Source organism: Allorhizobium paknamense (assembly GCF_030815125.1).
In the GTDB taxonomy this organism is placed as follows: Bacteria; Pseudomonadota; Alphaproteobacteria; order Rhizobiales; family Rhizobiaceae; genus Allorhizobium; species Allorhizobium paknamense.
Genome location: NZ_JAUSWH010000003.1, coordinates 130,671 through 148,885 on the forward strand (window position 1 = coordinate 130,671; position 18,215 = coordinate 148,885).

Annotated in this window: 14 protein-coding genes; 6 read left to right on the forward strand and 8 right to left on the reverse strand. The window is 61.5% G+C overall.

All coding sequences use genetic code 11. The annotated features are described in order from the left end of the window. Window positions 1-99: 99 nt before the first annotated feature. On the forward strand, window positions 100-582 hold the full coding sequence (locus QO005_RS06490; protein WP_307157186.1) for a GNAT family N-acetyltransferase: 483 nt from the start codon (window positions 100-102) through the stop codon (window positions 580-582). Window positions 583-751: 169 nt separating this feature from the next. Here the strand turns inward: QO005_RS06490 and QO005_RS06495 are convergent, their stop codons facing one another. The 3 genes from QO005_RS06495 to QO005_RS06505 form a co-directional block, all read right to left on the reverse strand. Next, a complete protein-coding gene (locus QO005_RS06495; RefSeq protein WP_307157187.1) occupies window positions 752-2,800 on the reverse strand; it encodes a GMC oxidoreductase in 2,049 nt (682 codons plus the stop codon). 164 nt (window positions 2,801-2,964) lie between these two features. Further along, on the reverse strand, window positions 2,965-4,140 hold the full coding sequence (locus tag QO005_RS06500) for an aminotransferase class V-fold PLP-dependent enzyme (protein ID WP_307157188.1): 1,176 nt from the start codon (window positions 4,138-4,140) through the stop codon (window positions 2,965-2,967). Between the two features lie 326 nt (window positions 4,141-4,466). Next, window positions 4,467-4,934, reverse strand: coding sequence for a nucleoside deaminase (locus QO005_RS06505; RefSeq protein WP_307157189.1), 468 nt, complete (start codon window positions 4,932-4,934; stop codon window positions 4,467-4,469). A gap of 73 nt (window positions 4,935-5,007) precedes the next feature. On the opposite strand from QO005_RS06505, the gene QO005_RS06510 reads away from it, so the two are divergent. The 3 genes from QO005_RS06510 (at window position 5,008) to QO005_RS06520 (ending at window position 8,648) form a co-directional block, all read left to right on the forward strand. Then, window positions 5,008-6,912 carry a pseudouridine synthase gene (locus QO005_RS06510; RefSeq protein WP_307157190.1) on the forward strand — a complete coding sequence of 635 codons (1,905 nt, stop codon included), beginning with the start codon at window positions 5,008-5,010 and terminating at the stop codon, window positions 6,910-6,912. A 3-nt stretch (window positions 6,913-6,915) separates the two neighbouring features. Continuing rightward, the gene (gene rsmD / locus QO005_RS06515; RefSeq protein WP_307157191.1) at window positions 6,916-7,476 is read left to right on the forward strand and encodes a 16S rRNA (guanine(966)-N(2))-methyltransferase RsmD; all 561 of its coding nucleotides are present in this window, start codon (window positions 6,916-6,918) and stop codon (window positions 7,474-7,476) included. A 293-nt stretch (window positions 7,477-7,769) separates the two neighbouring features. Then, window positions 7,770-8,648, forward strand: coding sequence for a patatin-like phospholipase family protein (locus tag QO005_RS06520; RefSeq protein WP_307157192.1), 879 nt, complete (start codon window positions 7,770-7,772; stop codon window positions 8,646-8,648). A gap of 329 nt (window positions 8,649-8,977) precedes the next feature. Here the strand turns inward: QO005_RS06520 and QO005_RS06525 are convergent, their stop codons facing one another. Together QO005_RS06525 and QO005_RS06530 are read right to left on the reverse strand one after the other, a co-directional pair. Then, window positions 8,978-10,342 (reverse strand): putative bifunctional diguanylate cyclase/phosphodiesterase, encoded by a 1,365-nt coding sequence (locus tag QO005_RS06525; protein ID WP_307157193.1) that lies wholly within the window; start codon window positions 10,340-10,342, stop codon window positions 8,978-8,980. A gap of 328 nt (window positions 10,343-10,670) precedes the next feature. Then, window positions 10,671-12,245, reverse strand: a complete 1,575-nt coding sequence (locus tag QO005_RS06530; protein ID WP_307157194.1) for a response regulator — start codon at window positions 12,243-12,245, stop codon at window positions 10,671-10,673. Window positions 12,246-12,550: 305 nt separating this feature from the next. Between QO005_RS06530 and mutL the strand changes: the two genes are divergently transcribed. Continuing rightward, window positions 12,551-14,395, forward strand: a complete 1,845-nt coding sequence (gene mutL / locus QO005_RS06535; protein WP_307157195.1) for a DNA mismatch repair endonuclease MutL — start codon at window positions 12,551-12,553, stop codon at window positions 14,393-14,395. Between the two features lie 163 nt (window positions 14,396-14,558). Further along, window positions 14,559-14,789 carry a DUF2093 domain-containing protein gene (locus QO005_RS06540; protein ID WP_307157404.1) on the forward strand — a complete coding sequence of 77 codons (231 nt, stop codon included), beginning with the start codon at window positions 14,559-14,561 and terminating at the stop codon, window positions 14,787-14,789. A gap of 25 nt (window positions 14,790-14,814) precedes the next feature. Here QO005_RS06540 and lpxK read toward each other — a convergent pair whose 3' ends face one another. From lpxK to waaA, 3 genes are all read right to left on the reverse strand, one after another. Then, window positions 14,815-15,858: a tetraacyldisaccharide 4'-kinase gene (gene lpxK, locus QO005_RS06545; protein WP_307157196.1), complete on the reverse strand. Its 1,044-nt coding sequence runs from the start codon at window positions 15,856-15,858 to the stop codon at window positions 14,815-14,817. A gap of 145 nt (window positions 15,859-16,003) precedes the next feature. Beyond that, entirely contained in the window at window positions 16,004-16,717 is a 714-nt protein-coding gene (locus QO005_RS06550; protein ID WP_307157197.1) for an HAD family hydrolase, read from the reverse strand. Window positions 16,718-16,719: 2 nt separating this feature from the next. Next, a complete protein-coding gene (gene waaA, locus QO005_RS06555; protein WP_307157198.1) occupies window positions 16,720-18,039 on the reverse strand; it encodes a lipid IV(A) 3-deoxy-D-manno-octulosonic acid transferase in 1,320 nt (439 codons plus the stop codon). Window positions 18,040-18,215: the final 176 nt, after the last annotated feature.

Sequence of the window (18,215 nt, forward strand, 5' to 3'; positions counted from 1 at the left end):
ATGGATCCTCGGGTCAAGCCCGAGGATGACCGATGGGGATCACAGAGGCTGATCATTGATCTGCGGGCCGGTTCGGCCCCTTTTTATTTTGGGTACACCATGAGCTTTATCATTCGCGATGCCGAGGTCGGCGATGTGCCGGTCATTTTGCGTTTCATCACTGATCTTGCGATTTACGAGAAGGCCGAGCATGAGGTCAAGGCCACGCCGGAAAGCCTGGCGGAAAGCCTTTTCGGAGAGGCAAGCGTCACCCGCGCCGTCATTCTCGAAAGCGAAGGCAAGCCTGCCGGCTTTGCGCTGTGGTTCTACAGTTTCTCCACCTGGCTTGCGCGCAAGGGGCTCTATCTGGAAGATCTCTATGTCGATCCGGCCTTTCGCGGCCAGGGTGGCGGACGGCTTCTTCTGCGTCATCTCGCCCGCCGGGCGGTGGAGGAGGGGTGCGGCCGTTTCGAATGGAGCGTGCTGGACTGGAATACGCCTGCCATCCGGGTTTACGAGTCCATCGGCGGCGAGCCGCAGAGCGAATGGATCCGCTACCGCCTGTCCGGCGATGCCTTGAAAGCCTTCGCCGACGAGGCGTGAGCTTGTAGAGCGCCGATCTGATTGAACCAGACCGGCGCTTTGACATTTGGTACTAGAGCATTTCCGGTGAAAACGGGATCACCTGAAATGCTCTATCTATTTGTTTTTACGCAGTCCGGACGCAAAACCGCTAACGCACTTTTGCTGGACATGCTCTAATAGCACAAGATTAGTGCACGATGTCCCGGGTGATGTCCGTCAGGCAATATTCCGCCACGGCGGCAATGGTCCAGGCCGGGGTGCAGGCGCCGGTGGAGCCCGGGATCAGCGAGCCGTCCACCACATAGAGGCCCTTGATCGGGTTCTGGCCGAAATCCAGCAGCCGCCCGCGCTTGTCGCAGGCCTTGCCAAGCACGCAACCACCGAGCGGATGCGCCGTCATGCCATAAGCGGTGATGAACTGCTCCTTTGTGCTCTTCAGCAGCTCTTTATCCGAGTCTCTCGAAGCATACAGACCGCTCGATGGGAAAATCGGCATCGGTCCGCCATAGCGAAGCGGCTTGGAAAGACCATAAGAGTGTTCGCCTGGCCCTTTAGATTCGTTCGCCTCGCACCAGCGATGTAGAGTGGTGATCAAAGTATTCAGGGAGTCTGTCACACCCTTGCCGCTGAGTTCAGAGGCCTCGCCCCTGACCATTTTTGATAGCAGGGGGTTGGTGGCTGGCTCCTCGCTGCTCGGGTAAAATAGCGTATAGGTCTGACGCCCGCCCTCTTTCTGCTTGGTGGTCGGTACGAATTGACCGGGAGCCGGCTTATAGCAGATCGCCATATTGTAGGTGTTCTGCAGGTTATCGACTTCCTCATACCATGCGGGGTAGAGAAGAAAGCGGATGAATGGAGCGGCATGATGATCCAGCATGAAGTCTATGCACTCATCGAAGGCCTTTTTCAAAGTCTCATCATCGACCTTGTTTCCATCTGATTCAAAGAGCGAGGGATCTTTGACGTAATAGAATGAAGCGTCGACCGAACCGGGGCCGCCATCGGACGGGCGGGTTCGGCCATTCATGGTCTGTGTGCCCATGACATCGCCGTTCTGCCCCCAGAACATGCCGACATACCTGCTAAGCGCCGGCAGGCCGTTCTGGCTGATGTCCAGCGGGTTCGGGTTGTTGGCAAATTCCAGGAGCATCGGCGCGCTGTGCATCGATCCCGCCGAGAAGATGACGTTCCTGGCACGGTAGACGACCGGCGAAGGGCTGAGCGGGTTCTGTGGATTGATGAGGTTGGCGGTGACGACATAGATCGGCTCATCTGCCGAGGAGGCCGGGTCGATGAAGACATTCGTGACTTCGCACAGGCACTGGATTTGCAGCATGCCGGTATCATTGGCCTGTTTCAGATAGTTCTGGTCCAGTGCCTTCTTGATGCCGCGCAGGCTGCCATCGGTTTCCTTGGTAAAGCTGTTCATGCCATACCACATTTCGCCGATGATGGCCGAAGGCAGCATAGTGGCTGCGATTTCATTCTTCACGACATCCCAGTCCATCGCCAGTTCGGTTTTTTCCAGATGCGTTTCTTTGATCGGCGGATGGAAGCTGTCGTCGCCATCGTGTTTTTTGATCGCTTCCACCTGTTCCATAAAAGCCTTGGTCGAGAGATAGGCTGGGCTATTCAGGACTCCATCCGGAATGCTGTTCGGATCCATGATCGCCTTCACGGTCTCGTAGTGTCCTTCAAGATCGTCATAGTTCAGCAGGACATCATCGATGGAACTGAGATTTTCCGGATCGCGGAAAGCCAGCGTGAAGGCGAGCTTCGACGGCTTCTGGAAGAAGGTGTTGTAGACATGCGAGGTGCCGCCGAGCGCCGCACCCACCAGTGCCGTCATGGTCAGGCCCGGATTGGCGATGGCTTCCAGCAGGCCTGGAAACTGCGTGATCGGGCGGCAGGCATAGGTCTGTGCGGTGTTGAAATTCACCGTCTGGTCGTCCATGGCCGGGCCGTTCTGCGGCGTACCGAGCGGTTCTGCCGTGACGAACCAGCCTGCCCGCTGATCGGGCTGGCGATAATTGCAGAAGGGCGGTGTCGTGACCGGGTTGCCGGTGAGATTGCCCCACCAGTCCTGGCCGCGCTCCAGAAGCAGAACCGGCTTGTCGCCGGTCCAGCCCTTGTCGCGGAAGGCTTCGCTCAACCGCAGCGCCGAAACGCTGCCGCCGAAGCCCGAACCGATGATGATGACTTCCTGAAGAGATGTATTGTTGACGGGTGTCGCCATAGTGGAAAAGCCTTTTTATACGCAAAACTGGGCAGGCGTTATACGAAGAGTCATTGAAGATGACTCTTCGTATTCCTTTTTCGAGTATCTCAAGCCATTGATGCATTTGAGATATTCGAAATTTCTTCAAGGCGTGGATGCGTTAGCATCTTCGAGCCTTGGTATTACATCACGATCCGGCTTTTGGCCGCGTTCATCGCAATAACTTCGTTTTTCAGCGAGGGAATGACATCCATATTGCTGGAGATCACCTCCAGCATGATTTCGGAGATGCGCGTGCAATCATCCTCGTCATAGCCCAGGCGGGTGATTTCGGCGGTGCCGACGCGCATGAAGCCATCCACATGGATGTTATGGTGCTTCAGCTTGTCGCGATGGCCCATGGCGATCTGCTTGTCGATCTTCGGCAGAACCTGATGGCAATAGGAGAATTCGCTGAAGCGCTTGGTGGACTGGCCGCGCATTTCAAAACCGGCATCGTTCAGCGTGCGGGCAAAGGCGCGGGAATTCTTCACCACCTGCTCGGCGTAACGCTCCCACGGAACCTCATCCAGCACGATGCCGAGCGAGGCGATGCGCGCCAGATGCGGGTTGCAGATCATGGTCGGGCCGTTAAGCGGGGTAAAGTTGGAGACAAGCTCGATCCGCTCATGCAGTTCCTTGTTGTTGGTGGCGATCATGCCGCCCTGCGGGCCGGGGAAGGTCTTGTGGGTGGAGCCGAACAGAATATCGGCGCCTTCGCGCAGCGGGTCCTGATATTGCTTGCCGACGATCAGACCGAGGCTGTGGGAGCCGTCATAGGCGACAATGCCGCCATAGCTGTGCACCAGATCCGCCACTTCCTGCAGCGGCATGGGGAAGGTGAAGATGGAGGCGCCGAGAATGACGAGCTTCGGCTTTTCCCGCTCCAGAAGCTCCAGCGTCGCTTCCAGGTCAAGCTGCCATTCCTCGTCGGAAAAGGGCAGCGGCAGCGAAACGCGGTCGAACACCTCATACTGGAACGGATAGCCGCCGCCGGGGAAGAAGGGCGGAACGCGCCCCACCTTGTCGCCGGGCGAGGTCAGCGCGAAGACCACCGCCATCAGGCTGGCGCTGCCGGAAATGGGAGAAATATTGACGTAATCGGCCTCGAACACGCGGCGGGCCTTTTCCTCCGTCAGGGACATGATCTGCTGAGAATAATCGGTTCCGGCATAAAAGGGCGCGGCATAGCGCGAGGCGAGATCGGAGCTGAGAGCAGCCAGCGCTTTCTCGGACATCCGGTTTTCGCTGACGATCAGATTGATCGCGCCGCTGCGGGTTTCGGTGTGCTTCTGAATCAGCTCTTCAATGTCACTCATGCAAAAATCTCCACAAAATATTGTAATTTTGTTAGGTTGCGACTTTTGCGCGCATAACATGCTAACTTTCGAAAAGTCAACGAGAGAAGCCTGTTCGCGATGGTCTTTATTGGGATGGACTGGATAAAAGTCAAATAAACGCAAATTTTAGGCAGTTGATGCTTAAGCCTTGAGCACGTAAATTTGCAGAATCCTGGAATAAGTAGGGGTATTCTATTTGAAGAAGATGACAAAAAGAATCGATGCGTGGGAAATATAAACCCATAATATTTTAGGGTGCGGCGCAACATGCTTTCCATCGGCCATGACAAACTGTCATGAGACTGTCACGCGGCTCCGCTTCCGTCGCGGCGATCACGGAAAAAGCGCTTGAGCAGGCTTGCGGCTTCGGTTTCGGCAAGGCCGGAATAGACGTCCGGGGCATGGTGGCAGGTGGGCTGGGCGAAGAAGCGCGGTCCATGATCGACGCCGCCGCCCTTGGGGTCTTCCGCGCCGTAATACAGGCGGCGGATGCGGGCAAAGGATATTGCCGCGGCGCACATGGCGCAGGGCTCCAGCGTCACGTAGAGATCGCAATCGGTGAGGCGCTCTTCGCCCAGCGCCTGTGCTGCCCGGCGAATGGCAAGAATTTCGGCATGGGCGCTCACGTCCTTCAAGGCGCGGGTTTCATTGCCGGCGCTGGCGATGATCTCACCCTCCCGGACGATCACCGCGCCCACCGGCACCTCGCCGCGGGCGGCGGCGGCCTCTGCCTCAAGGAGGGCCTTGTCCATGAAACGCCGTGTCGGCAGCATGTTGAAAACTTTCTGCTTAACCAAGCCTGCCGGAACTGATAGGACACAGGCCAAACGACAGGCAAATAGAAAAATGACCGATAACGAGAAGTTCCAGCGCCGGGGCGGCAAGCCCTTCGGCCAGAAAACCAATGCGTCCGGCAAGGGTGGCTCCGGAAAGGGTGGCCGCAGCTTTGCCAAGGGCGAGGGCAAGCCCGCCCGCTTTGGCGGCAAGGATGAGGCCCGCAGCGAGACGGGCGGCAAACCTGACCGCAGGTCTGGCGCGCGCACCGCAAACCCGGGCAAGCCTTTCAAGGCCGCTGCCGCGAAGGGCGAGGGCAACCGGCCGGTGAAGGCCGCTTTCCGCCCGAAGCGTACGGAGGCCCCTGGCGCCGTGACGGGCGACGAGACCATGAAGCCGGAGCGTATTTCCAAGCTGCTTGCCCGCGCCGGGATTGCCTCGCGCCGCGATATCGAGCGGATGATCATGGAAGGCCGGGTGTCGGTCAATGGCAAGGTGTTGGAAACGCCGGTGCTGAACGCCACCTTTGCCGACCGCATCGAGGTGGATGGCGAGCCGGTGCAGGGCATCGAACGCACCCGTCTCTGGCTCTACCACAAGCCGGCAGGGCTTGTGACCACCAATTCCGATCCGGAAGGCCGCCCGACAGTGTTCGACAACCTGCCGGCCGATCTGCCGCGCGTCATGTCGATCGGCCGCCTCGACATCAATACCGAGGGCCTGCTGCTTCTCACCAATGACGGCGGCCTTGCCCGCGTGCTGGAACTGCCCACCACCGGCTGGCTGCGCCGCTACCGCGTGCGCGCCTATGGCTCTGTCGATCAGGCGGCACTGGACAAGCTGAAGGACGGCATTGCCGTCGATGGCGTGCTCTATGGCGCTATCGACGCGACGCTGGACCGCGCCCAGGGCCACAATGTCTGGATCACCATGGGCCTGCGGGAAGGCAAGAACCGCGAGATCAAGAATGTGCTGGGCGCGCTGGGTCTCGACGTGAACCGGCTGATCCGCGTTTCCTATGGCCCGTTCCAGCTCGGCGACCTGCCGGAAGGCAAGGCCATGGAGGTGCGCGGCCGCATGCTGCGCGATCAGCTTGGTCCCCGCCTGATCGAGGAGGCCAAGGCCAATTTCGACGCGCCGATCTTCAACGCTGCCGGAAGCCGCGAGGAAGACGAGGAACCGAAGGGGGCCAAGCCCGCCCGCGCCGCAAGGGCGGAGCGTCAGGATGACGAGCGGCCCGCCCGCAGCGGCAAGCCGGAGCGCAAAGGTGGCAGGGATGGTGGCCGCGAACGGGCGCTGGAGCGGCTGGACACCAGCCGCCGCGACGATCGCGACTTCGACAGGCCGAAACGCAAGCCTGCCGGCACCAGCCGCACCGCCAATGTATGGATGGCGCCCGGCGCAAGGCCGGTGGCCGCCGCCAAGGCGGAAGGGGCTGCCGAAGGCGAAAAGCCGATCCGCAGCCGTGATGGCAAGCGCCCGGACAATCGCTATGGCCGCAACAAGGATGGCTCCGCCACCCGCACGCTCTCCAAGCACGACCCGGACCGCAAAAGCGGCGGCAGGCCGATGGATCGCGGCCCGCGCGTGGCGGTGAGCCGCGCCCGCGACGAGGAGGGCGAATGGATTCGCGCCGAAGCCCCGGCCCGCAAGCCTCAGGGCGAAGAGGACGCACGTCCCCGCCGGGACGGTGGCTCTTTTGGGAAAGGGCGCGAGGGCGGTTCTTTCGGCAAGGGCCGCGAGGGCGGCAAGTTCGGCGGCAGCCGTGATGGCGGACGGGACCGCCCAGAGCGCAATGGCGACGAGCGCAGGGGTGCCCCAGGTGCGGGCAAGTCCTTTGGCGGTAAATCGGGCGGTGGCAAATCCTTTGGCGGGAAGCCAGCCGGCGGTAAACCGGGTGGAAGGCCTTTCGGCGGCAAGCCTTCAGGGGGCAGGCCTTCGGGCGGCAAGCCAGGCGGTTTCAAGGGCAAGAGGTAAGCCATGCGGATCGTTGGAGGAGAGTTTCGCGGCCGCACCATTGCCTCGCCGAAATCCAATGCCATCCGGCCCACCATCGACCGGACGCGGGAAAGCCTGTTCAACATCATCCTGCATGCCCATCCCGAAAGCCTGGAGGGCACGCGCATTCTCGATCTCTTCGCCGGCACCGGCGCGGTGGGGCTGGAGGCCCTGTCGCGTGGCTGCCGCTCGGCGCTGTTTGTGGAAAACAGCGTCGAGGGCAGGGGACTGCTCTGGGAGAATATCGACAGTCTCGGCCTGCATGGCCGGGCGAAAATCCTGCGGCGCGATGCCACCGATCTTGGGGCCGTGAGCACCATGGAGCCTTTCCATCTGCTGTTTGCCGACCCGCCCTACGGCAAGGGCCTCGGCGAAAAGGCCTTTGCCGCGGCCCACAAGGGCGGCTGGCTGGTGCCGGGGGCGCTGGCCATCCTGGAGGAGCGCGGCGATGTCGAGGTGGCTGTCGAGGCTCCCTTCGAACCTCTGGACAGCCGCACCTTCGGGGATACGCGCATTCACTTCTATCGCTACCGGCCGGCTTGATCCCATGCCCACTCGCGCGAACGTGTCTTGTAGACACTTGTCGCGGGTGGCAAGGGAAGCGCCAACGGTATCAGGTGCAATTTTCGCCTGTCTTCATTTTGTTTTGAGAGGTGTCGTGCTTTTTGTTTCCCACAGTCTTACAGCGCCGTGCGTTTTATCAAACGCACAAAAGACGCTGTAAGACTTTAAATGTGCTGCATGATTTTCACCTTAACTCGATTCCGATTTAAGGAATTATGCAGGAGGGCACACGAAAAACGGCTATATCGCGCAGGCGCTTTCAGGAAGACGCAATGCAGAAAATGAATGAGCATAGCGCTTTGGCCGCTGGCAAGCCGCGCGCAACCCCCACTGTTGGCGTGGCGCTGGGGGCTGGCGGGGCGCGGGGATTTGCCCATATCCATGTGCTGGAAGCGCTGGAGGAACTGGGTATCCAGCCCGTGGCGATCGCGGGGGCCTCCATCGGCGCCATTATCGGTGCTGGCAAGGCCTGCGGCATGTCGGCTGCCGAAATGCGCGAACATGCACTGGAAACCATGGGCAACCGTACTGCCGTCCTCAATCGCATCTGGAGCCTGCGTCCGCCCTCCGTCAAGCATGCGCTGGGCGGCTTCCGGCTGGGCCAGTTCAATCTGGAACGCATCCTGCGGGCCTTCCTGCCGGAGCGGATTCCCGCCGATTTTTCAGAGCTGTCGCTGCCGCTCAAGGTCATCGCCACCGATTATTACGGGCATTGCGAACGGGTCTGCGAGGAGGGCGATCTCTATCAGGCGCTTGCGGCCTCTGCTGCCATTCCGGCGCTGTTTGCACCCGTCAATCTCGATGGGCGGCTGATGATCGATGGCGGCATCTTCAATCCGGTGCCCTATGAGCATCTGTTCGGTCTGGCGGATATCGTCATCGGCGTCGATATCGTCGGCGGGCCGGTGGGAACGGGGCTGGAACTGCCGAACCGGATTGAAAGCCTGTTCGGCGCCTCGCAATTGATGATGCAATCGCATCTGGCGCTGAAGCTGAAGCTCGGTGCGCCTGCCATTTTCATCCGCCCGCCCGTCAACGGCTTCGGCGTGCTGGACTTTCTGAAGGCCCGGCAGATTTTCGAGGTGTCGATTGCCGTCAAGGATGAGGTGAAGCGGGCGGTGGAAGCGCAATTTGCTTTGCTTCAAGCCTGATTGCACCGGACATGCTCTACAGCGCCGTGCGCCATATATGGCGCACAAAGGTTCGCTGTAGCGCTTTATATCTGCTGCATAATTTTCTCCTTAAATCGATTCAGATTTAAGGAATTATGCAGTAATCTCTTGTTTTACGCATTTCCGGACGGAAAACCGGTTTCCCCTTTTCTCGGGACAATGCTCTAGGGTGTGTGGGGATTCAGTTTTGGGGGAGGCGAAAACGGTGATTTTCGAGAACCGGAGCGGAGTGTACTTGAGTACATGAGCCTAGGTAAGCGCAGGAAATTGCCGTTTGCAGCCCGCCCAAAGCTGAATCCCCACACACCCTAGCCAGCGATGAACTGGCCCCTGTGCCGGGTTGCCGTCAGGTCCTGATAGTGGCGGTAGAGATAGCGCAGCGTGGCGGCGGCATCGGCAGGCTTGCCGAAGTAATAGCCCTGGCCCATGGCGCAACCCAGCCCGCGCAGCATTTCCGCCTCGACCTCGGTTTCGATACCCTCGGCGACGACCTTGAGGTTCAGCCCGTCGCACATGGTAATGATCGCCTTGACGATATGCTCGGAGGTGCGGTCCGTGGTGATGGCCGAGACGAAGGCGCGGTCGATCTTGACCTTGTCGAAGGTGAATTCGCGCAGCCGCCCCAGGCTGGACTGGCCTGTGCCGAAATCATCCAGCGAAATCTTCACGCCAGCCTGACGCAATTCCTCAATAATCCGGCTGGCGGTGCTGGCCGAGGCCATCACGGCGGTTTCGGTGATTTCAAGCTCCAGCCGTGCAGGGTCCAAACCGACGCTGCTGAGAATGGAGAGCGTGCGCGAGGTGGTGGAGGGATCGGTCAGTTGCACGGAAGACAGGTTGAATGAAAGGAACAGGTCGCGCGGCCAGGTGAGTGCTGCATCGGCGGCCTTGCGCAACAGGGTTTCCGAGAGCGTATCGATAAAGCCGCGCTCCTCGGCCAGCGGCACGAAGACGGCGGGGGAGACAAAGCCGAGATCGGCATCGATCCAGCGCGCCAGCGCCTCGAAGCCCAGAACCTGCTGATCGGCCAGCGACACGATGGGTTGGAAATGCACATCCACCGCATCGTTGATGATGGCATTGCGCAACGCCTGTTCAAGCTGGGTGGAGCGGCGCATTTCCTGGGCGATTTCGCGCGTATAGACCGTCACCTGTCCGCGCCCGCGCCGCTTGGAGCGATAAAGCGCGGTTTCAGCACTTTTCATCAGGTCATCGAATTCCGCACCCGCAAACGGATAGATGGCAAAGCCCAGCGAGGCGGAGAGCCGCACATTGCGGTCGCCCAGATCGTAAGGGGCCGAGAGCACGTCCTTGATGAGATGGCCGATACGTTCGGCGCTGCCCGCCTCGAAGATCAGCGGCAGGATGATGGCGAATTCATCGCCGTCATGGCGGGTGACAAGGCTGCCATCGGGAATGCAGGCCTTCAGCCGGTGCGCCACCTGGCAGAGGATTTCATCGCCCGCTTGCGAGCCGAAGAGATCGTTGATGGGTTTGAAGCCGTCGAGATTGACGAGGGCAACCGTGAACGGCGCAGGGTCGGCTGCCCGTTCGGCAGCGAGCGAACATACCTTTTCCTTCAGCCGGCGCTGATTTCCCAGCCCCGTCAGGGAATCGGTAAAGGCCGGTCCGGCCCTCCCGCTCTCGTCTGCCGGCATATCAGCAGCGCCCATGGAAAATCCCTAAAATGCGTCCGTTGCAATCATTCCAGGAAACGCGCTTCCGCTGAATCTGTTCATTTCTTCATCGCATTCCACTGCCATCACGAAAGACGCATCTGGAGATACGGCTTCCGATGCTTAGGATGGGCGGCAAATCCTAATAAAATTTTAGTTTCGGCGACTGCGGGACCTGTGGATTCTCACCCGTGATTTAGCATATTGACAGGGTGGTTTCCCGTTATCCGTTTGCGCATCCTGCACAGATGGTCTTCAATCTGCGCGAAAATGGCTCATTTTGGGAAAATCATCATTAACTGTGCCATTTCAAGCCAGCAACGCCTCATGCCTGAAGCACGGACCTGGCCACATGCCCATGACGTTGCAGCAGATGCTCGATCATGTCCGGGCTCAGCGGTTTGACGATGGCATCGTCCATGCCCGCTTCCAGGCATTTCGGTCGGTCCTGATCGAAGGCGGGCACGAGGACGCCGACGATGAGCGAGCGCGGACCGCCTGCCTTTTCCTGCTCGCGCATCACCCGTGCAAGGTCGAGGCCATGAATGTCAGGCAGCGAGATATCCATCAGCACCACTTCAGGCCGCAATTCCTGCCAGATGCGCAAGGCATCCGTTCCATTGGCCGCCAGCGTATAGCGGCAGCCCAGCCCTTCCAGGATCTGTGAAAAGACAATCTGGTTCACCGCATTGTCTTCCACCACCAGAATGCCGGCGGAAGGAGATGGGGCTGCGGCAGGCTGCGGCGTCTGGACAGCCTCTGTTGGCGGTGTGAGGGCAAAGGGCTTTTCGCGGCTTTGGGCAAGGGCGGTCCCCAAGGTCTCCGGTGTCCAGTCCGCGTCGACCATCACCGCCGCAAGGGCCTGTTCTTCGGCGAGCGCCCTGCAGAGCGGCGGCATGCGCCTGTCCACCAGCACCCTGTCGATGCGGATATCGGCGGAACGGGCAACGCCGAGAAAGGCCCGCTGCTCGCTTCCACTGGCCACCGCGCAACAATCCACGCCCGCCGCCTGAAGCCATGCCGTCAGGCTCCGGGACAAGATGTCATCGCTGCTGACGACAAGAATTTTCAAACCGGCAAGATCTGCCCGCGTCATGGCAGGCCCTTCCAGACGGGTGACGGCGGTGGGCTTTGTGAGCGTTAGAGACGGCGCTGCGGACAGAATCCGGCGGCTGTCACCGGCCTCGGCGGCAAAGCTGACGATGGTGAAGATGCGGCCCGCCTTTTCCACCCGGTAAAGCCAGGCGCGGTAGTCGCCCAGCGCGACGGCTTCGCCCAGATGGCCGGCATTGTCACGCCTGCGATGGATCTCTTCCAGGAACTCCGCCGCAAAGATGACGCCCGCGCTCTGTCCCTGCAAGGCGGCGGCACTGAGGCCGGTGAGCGAGACCATGGCGCGGTTGATCGCCACGATGACAGCGGCATCATCCAGCACGAAGAGCGGCTGCGGCAGGCGGTCCAGAATTTCCTCGGTGACTTCGACGCGCTCCTGATCCAGCCGCCACTGTTCCTCACGCTTTTTCTGCTCGGTCACGTCGGTCATCAGGCAAAGGCCGAAGCCGGAGGGCAGGCGCCGTTTCGACATGCGGACCTGGCGGCCCTTTTCCGTGCGATCCACACCTTCCCAGCGCTCCCGCCATTGCCCGGCCACCCGTTCGGCAATCCAGTCCTCCCGCGACGGCGGGTTGCTCAGCCTGCGGATGCAATGGTCATAGATACTGCCCAGCAGATCCCGGAGCCGGGTGCCCGGCTGCAGGTGGAACTCAGGGATTGGAAAGAAGCCGAGAACTTGCGGGCTGCCATAGACGACGAGATCGTCGCGGTCGATCACCAGCAGGGCACTGCCCTGGGCATCGCAGACCGCATCCAGCAACCCCCGTTCCAGCACATGCTCTGTCATCGCGCAGCCTTCCAAGCCGGCGTGGCAGGAAATGCGGCCCTTTCTTCGGTCAGCATCGGTGACGATCCCTAGCGATGCGAAGGGTTTTTCGGTCCGTCAGGCGGCGGGGCAAGCCCTGACGCCTGGTTTTTCGCCCGAAATGATCCCCTCGATCGTTCAATCAAAGACGTTATGAATTGAAACAAGCCTATGGGTTTGTGATTAACGACGGCTTAACGGCATCCAAACACCCTTGTCCCCCGCTTTCTGGGGAGAGAGGGCCGTGCGCTCTTTCCTCACGGCGGGGAATCCTTGAAAATAAAGAGATGGTCGTCAAGCAGCTCCCAGAAACCCTGATCAACCAGATCGCCGCCGGTGAGGTCATCGAACGACCGGCCAGCGCGGCCAAGGAATTGATCGAAAACGCCATCGATGCCGGGGCCACCCGCATCGAGATTGCCACGGCGGGCGGCGGCAAGGCGCTGCTGAGGATCACCGACAACGGCGCAGGCATGGATGAGGCCGATCTGGCGCTGGCGGTGCGCCGTCACTGCACCTCCAAGCTGGAGGGGTCTCTGGCGACGATCCGCAGTCTTGGTTTTCGCGGCGAGGCTCTACCTTCCATCGGGTCGGTGGCGAAGCTGTCCATCGCCACCCGCAGGCCCGGCGCGCCGCATGCGCTGCGCATCCAGGTGGAGGGCGGCAAGGTCTCCGAGATTGGCCCGGCCTCCGGCAATTTCGGCACGATTGTCGAGGTGCGCGATCTCTTCTTCGCCACACCGGCGCGGCTGAAATTCCTGAAGACCGAGCGCGCCGAGGCCGCCGCCATCACCGAGGTGGTGAAGCGCATGGCGATTGCCTTTCCGGCCATTCGCTTCGTGCTCTCCGGCACGGACCGTTCGCTTCTGGAATTTCCCGCCACCGGCGAGGATCATCTGGCGCGGATCGGCCAGGTGCTGGGCGCGGATTTCCGCAGCAATGCCATCGAACTGGATGCGGAGCGGGAAGAGGTGCGCCTTCAGGGCTTTGCCGGCATCCCCACCTTCAATCGCGGCAATTCCGCCCATCAATATGCTTTCGTCAACGGTCGCCCGGTGCAGGACAAGCTGATCCTCTCCGCCATTCGCGGCGCCTATGCGGAAACCGTGCCGCAGGGGCGCTATCCGGTGGCGGTGCTGTCGCTGACACTCGATCCGGCCTATGTCGATGTGAATGTCCATCCGGCGAAATCCGATGTTCGTTTTCGCGATCCGAGTCTGGTGCGCGGGCTGATCGTCGGCGCCATTCGCGAAGCTTTGACGCGGGAGGGCGCGCGCCCGTCGACCGCCGGCGCCGATGCCATGCTGCGGGCCTTCCGTCCGGGGTTTCATCCCGGCGCCAGTGCAGGCTTTGCGGGCCGTCCCGCCGCAGCGGCGGGCTGGACGCCCTCTGCCTCGCCCCACCGCCCGCTTGGACTTTCACCGCTGCAGCCGGGCCTCAGCGAAGGCGTGCAGGGCCGGTTCGATAGCCTCACCATGCCCGCCGCCCGCGCCGAAACGCAGTTCTCCGAGCCGGTGGCGGAGGTTTCGGCCTCTGCCGGGCCAGAGCGGCAGTTTCCGCTGGGCGCGGCGCGGGCGCAGGTGCATGGCAATTACATCGTGGCGCAAACCGGCGATGGTCTGGTCATCGTCGATCAGCACGCCGCCCACGAGCGGCTGGTGTTCGAGGACATGCGCAAGGCGCTGACAGGTCGCCGCCTGCCATCGCAGGGCCTGCTCATTCCCGAAATCGTCGACCTGCCGGAAGAGGATTGCGACCGTCTTGCCGCCCATGCCGAGGAATTCGACCGGCTGGGTCTGGCGCTGGAGCGTTTCGGCCCGGGCGCGATGGCGGTGCGGGAAACGCCAGCCATGCTGGGTGAAATGGACGTGCAGGCGCTGCTCAGGCAATTGGCCGATGAGATCGCCGAATGGGAGACCGCGGGCGGCCTGTTTGCGAGGCTGGAACATGTGGCCGCCACCATGGCCTGCCACGGCTCGGTGCGGTCCGGCCGTCTCTTGCGGGTCGAGGAAATGAACGCGCTTCTACGCAAGATGGAAGAAACGCCCGGCTCCGGCCAATGCAATCACGGCAGGCCCACCTATGTGGAACTGAAGCTTGCCGATATCGAGCGGCTGTTCGGCAGGAGTTGAGATGGGCGGCAGGGCAGGGCGGTCACCTCCCCGCAGACGGGAAACCTCCCCCTCTCGGGAAATCTCTGGTAATTTTGGCGGCCTGCCCTTATTTCAGGACATCGCAAGTCCTGAGGGCACACAGTCTTATCCCGTGCAGGGACAGGCATTGAAGGAGCAGATGATGAACCGGTTTGAAAAGAGCGGCGGCAAGCAAGCAACGGTGCGCTATCTGGATGCCGATTTCCAGATCATCGATCCCGGCTCCTATGTCGTCTGCGCCATCACCGGCCGTCCGATCACCGTCGATGAGCTGAAATACTGGAGCGTCGACCGTCAGGAAGCCTATGTCGATGCCGGCGCCTCGCTGGAGGCCGAAAAGCGCGCCGGAAACCTGCCGAACCAGAAGGGGTGAACGGTTCCACTTTTCTGGAAGCGTTTTATTTTGCGACCCTTGCCCGAAAATTCGCCAGCGCCTGTTCAATGACATGTCGCGGCATATCGGGATCATCGAAGCGCATCTCGATCTCCACGACTTTGGAGCGGGCGGCAAGCTCTGCTGTACGGCCCTTGCCGCCTTTCAGGCGCACGGCATCCTTGGCGGTGGTGACCAGTTGCAGATCCTGCTCATCGGCGGTGGCGAGAAGCCCCTCGATCTCATCGGGTGACAGCGGCTGGTGGTCGCCGAAGGCGCGGGTCACGACGAGATCCGCCTGCAATTCCTCCAGGGTGCGGTGGAATTTCGTCGGATCGGCAATGCCGCAATAGGCCAGAACGCGCTCACCGGAGAGGCTTCCGGTCACCGGATGCAGCCGTGCCGTCAGCACCGGCTTTCCGGCCCGGGCCACAAGCCGCACAACGCTTTCGGAGCCATCGGTCCCTGCCGTTGGCTCACCCACCAGCAGCATGGCGTCCATGGCGGCGATCTGTTTGGGCAGCGGCGCGCGCAAGGGGCCGGCGGGAAAGACCAGATCATTGCCGGTGCCGCGCCTGCGATCCACCACCACCAGCGCGAAATCGAGCGTGAGCCGGGCGCTTTGAAAGCCATCATCCATGATGATCAGGTCAACGCCCTGCCGCGCCAGTTCCGCCGCGCCCTCCGTCCGGTGGGGTGAAATCACCGTCATGGCCTCGCGCGCCAGCAGCAGGGGTTCATCACCCACTTCCGCCGCCGTGTGGCGTGTTTGATACACAAGCGTGGTCGTCTTCAACCGGCCACCATAGCCACGGCTGAGAAAGCCGGGCCTGAGGCCCATGGCCTTGGCCGCCTTGGCGAGCGCCAGCGCCGTCGGCGTCTTGCCCGCCCCGCCGAGGGTGAAATTGCCGACGCAGATCACGGGCAAGTCCGCGCTTTGCCGCTTGGCTCTCGCCATGCGCCGTCCGGCAATGTGTCCGTAAAGAAGGCTCAGCGGCAGCAGCGCAAAGGCGCGCCAATCCGGCTTTCGCCACCAGAAGGAGGGTGCGTCAAGCTTCTGTTTTCGCAACGGATTTGTCCGAAAATCGACCCCTGCGCTCCGGTCCGGTATGCTAGAGCATTTCCAGGAAAAGTGGAAGCCGGTTTTCCGTCCGGAAATGCGTAGAAACAAAGAACTAGAGCGTTTCAATGTTTCCGTGAAACAATGAAACGCTCTAGGCAAGTATCTGCTCCAGCTCGGTGATATCATTGAGGCAGGCATCGGAGCCCGCTTCCAGGGTCAGCCGCGAGCCGGTTCCGGTGAGCACGCCCACCACCAGTCCGGCGCCGGCATTGCGGCCCATCATCAGGTCGTGATTGTTATCGCCCACCACCGCCACCTGTTCCGGCGTGAGCCCCGTGGCGGCACAAAAACCCAGCACCATGCCGGGGTCCGGCTTGCAGCCGTGGCCGCTGTCATAGCCCGCCACGAAATCCACCAGTTCCTCCAGCCCGAAACGGCGGATGATGGTGCGGATGGAGCGTTCGTTATCCGAAGAGGCGATACCGAGCTTCAGGCCCCGTGCCTTCAGCCGGGAAAACAGCGGCGCAAGCTCCGTCACCGGCACCGAAAGCTCGGAGGCGGAGGCGAAAATCGCGTCCAGTTTTGCGGTGAGGACCTCGGCGTCGAAGGGGGAACCCGCCTCGGCCAAGCCTTCCGCGATTTCGGCGGAATTGCCAGCCGCCAGCAGGCTGTCCGGCACCACATGGCCGCTTTCGGGGTCCATGCCGCAGGCCATCAGCAAACGATCGGCCAGAACCGGGTCGCCATCGGCGGCCATCAGCGCCAGTTGCCGATTGACCGGCCCCCAGCTTGCGTCATAATCGAGAAGGGTTCCGTCCTTGTCGAAGACGATACCGGAAATAACGGGCGTCTTGCGGCTCTCCACACTCACTCTCCCGCTGCCGCACGCGGTTCAAGGCGGGCTTTGACGGTGAGCGGATTGGTGTAGGGTTCCAAGGCCTTCAGCGTCGCGGTCAGTGCGCCGCGCATCTGCTGGACCGTTTCCATCCCGGCATCGGCCATCTTGTGGCGGGCAAGATGGTTGTTCATCAGGAAATGCACGCCCTTTGCCAGCATTTCGGCATCGCGAACCATGCGTGCGCCGCCGCTGCGCACCAGACGCTGATAGCTTTCGCGGAAATTTTCCACATGCGGACCGCTCAGCACCGCGCAGCCCAGAACCGCAGGTTCCATGGGATTACCGCCGCCGCCACCCTGATAGAGCGAGCGGCCGACAAAGGCGATTTCGGTGAGCCGGAGGTAAAGGCCCATTTCGCCGATGCTGTCGCCCAAAAGAATATCGGTCTCGGGCGTGATCGCATCGTTACGGCTGCGGCGGGCCACCGTCAGGCCCTGCGCCGTCATCATCGCCTCGATCTCGTCGCAGCGCTCGGGATGGCGCGGCACGACGATGCTGAGCTGGCCCATCGAGGCCTTCAGCGCCCGGTGCACCATGGCGGCGATCTTTTCCTCGCTGTCGGCGGTCGAAATCGCCGCCCAGGTCTTGCGATGGCCAATCTGCCGTTCATAGGCGGTCAGCACCGCCGGATCGCAGGGTGGCGCATCGGTATCCACCTTGATATTGCCGGAGACAGTCACCGGCCAGGCGCCGAGGTCGCGGAAGCGCTCGCCATCCATATCCGATTGCGCCACCACCAGCGCCAGCTTCGAAAACAGCGCCTGTGCCAGCGCCGGATGGCGCATCCAGCGCGCATAGGACCGGTCCGACAGCCGGGCATTGACGAGGATCTGCGGGATTTGCCGGTTGTGCAATTCCATCAGCGTCGTCGGCCAGATTTCGGATTCGACCGAGATTGCCACATCCGGCTGCCAGTAATCGAGAAAACGCCGCACGGCGGGGCAGAGATCCACCGGGGCAAACTGGTGGATCACTTCGTTTTGCAGCCGTTTGCCGGCAATATCGGCGGAGGTGACGGTGCCGGTGGTCAGAAGCACCCGGATATCGGCGCGGTTCAGTTCCCGCATCAGCGCCGAAACGGCCATCATCTCGCCGACGCTTGCGGCATGCAGCCAGACCAGCGGCCCGTGCGGACGCGCTGCCGCCGCATAGCCGACGCGTTCCAGACGGCGGCTCGGGTCTTCCTTGCCGCGCGCGGCACGCGCGCGCAACGCGACCCCGGCCAGGGGATAGCCGATCAAACCCGCCCAGCGATAGGCGGCCAATCCAATGCGGGCCAATGCGGTCATTGTCCTCCAGCCTGTCTCAGCATCATGCCGAGAGCGCCGAGCGCCCTCTAACAGGTGCCTGCAATGCCGCAGGACGACCAAAACGGCCCTGCGACGATTCCCTGTTTTGTTGTGTTTTCCGTATCACGGTCAAGATCAATTCTTGCACGGCGAATACGGTTTAAAAAGGGAGCGGA

Coding starts and splice junctions, on each gene's coding strand:
- QO005_RS06490 (WP_307157186.1), top strand. CDS start 100: ATGAGCTTTATCATTCGCGATGCCGAGGTCGGCGATGTGCCGGTCATT.
- QO005_RS06495 (WP_307157187.1), bottom strand. CDS start 2,800: ATGGCGACACCCGTCAACAATACATCTCTTCAGGAAGTCATCATCATC.
- QO005_RS06500 (WP_307157188.1), bottom strand. CDS start 4,140: ATGAGTGACATTGAAGAGCTGATTCAGAAGCACACCGAAACCCGCAGC.
- QO005_RS06505 (WP_307157189.1), bottom strand. CDS start 4,934: ATGCTGCCGACACGGCGTTTCATGGACAAGGCCCTCCTTGAGGCAGAG.
- QO005_RS06510 (WP_307157190.1), top strand. CDS start 5,008: ATGACCGATAACGAGAAGTTCCAGCGCCGGGGCGGCAAGCCCTTCGGC.
- rsmD (WP_307157191.1), top strand. CDS start 6,916: ATGCGGATCGTTGGAGGAGAGTTTCGCGGCCGCACCATTGCCTCGCCG.
- QO005_RS06520 (WP_307157192.1), top strand. CDS start 7,770: ATGCAGAAAATGAATGAGCATAGCGCTTTGGCCGCTGGCAAGCCGCGC.
- QO005_RS06525 (WP_307157193.1), bottom strand. CDS start 10,342: ATGGGCGCTGCTGATATGCCGGCAGACGAGAGCGGGAGGGCCGGACCG.
- QO005_RS06530 (WP_307157194.1), bottom strand. CDS start 12,245: ATGACAGAGCATGTGCTGGAACGGGGGTTGCTGGATGCGGTCTGCGAT.
- mutL (WP_307157195.1), top strand. CDS start 12,551: ATGGTCGTCAAGCAGCTCCCAGAAACCCTGATCAACCAGATCGCCGCC.
- QO005_RS06540 (WP_307157404.1), top strand. CDS start 14,559: ATGAACCGGTTTGAAAAGAGCGGCGGCAAGCAAGCAACGGTGCGCTAT.
- waaA (WP_307157198.1), bottom strand. CDS start 18,039: ATGACCGCATTGGCCCGCATTGGATTGGCCGCCTATCGCTGGGCGGGT.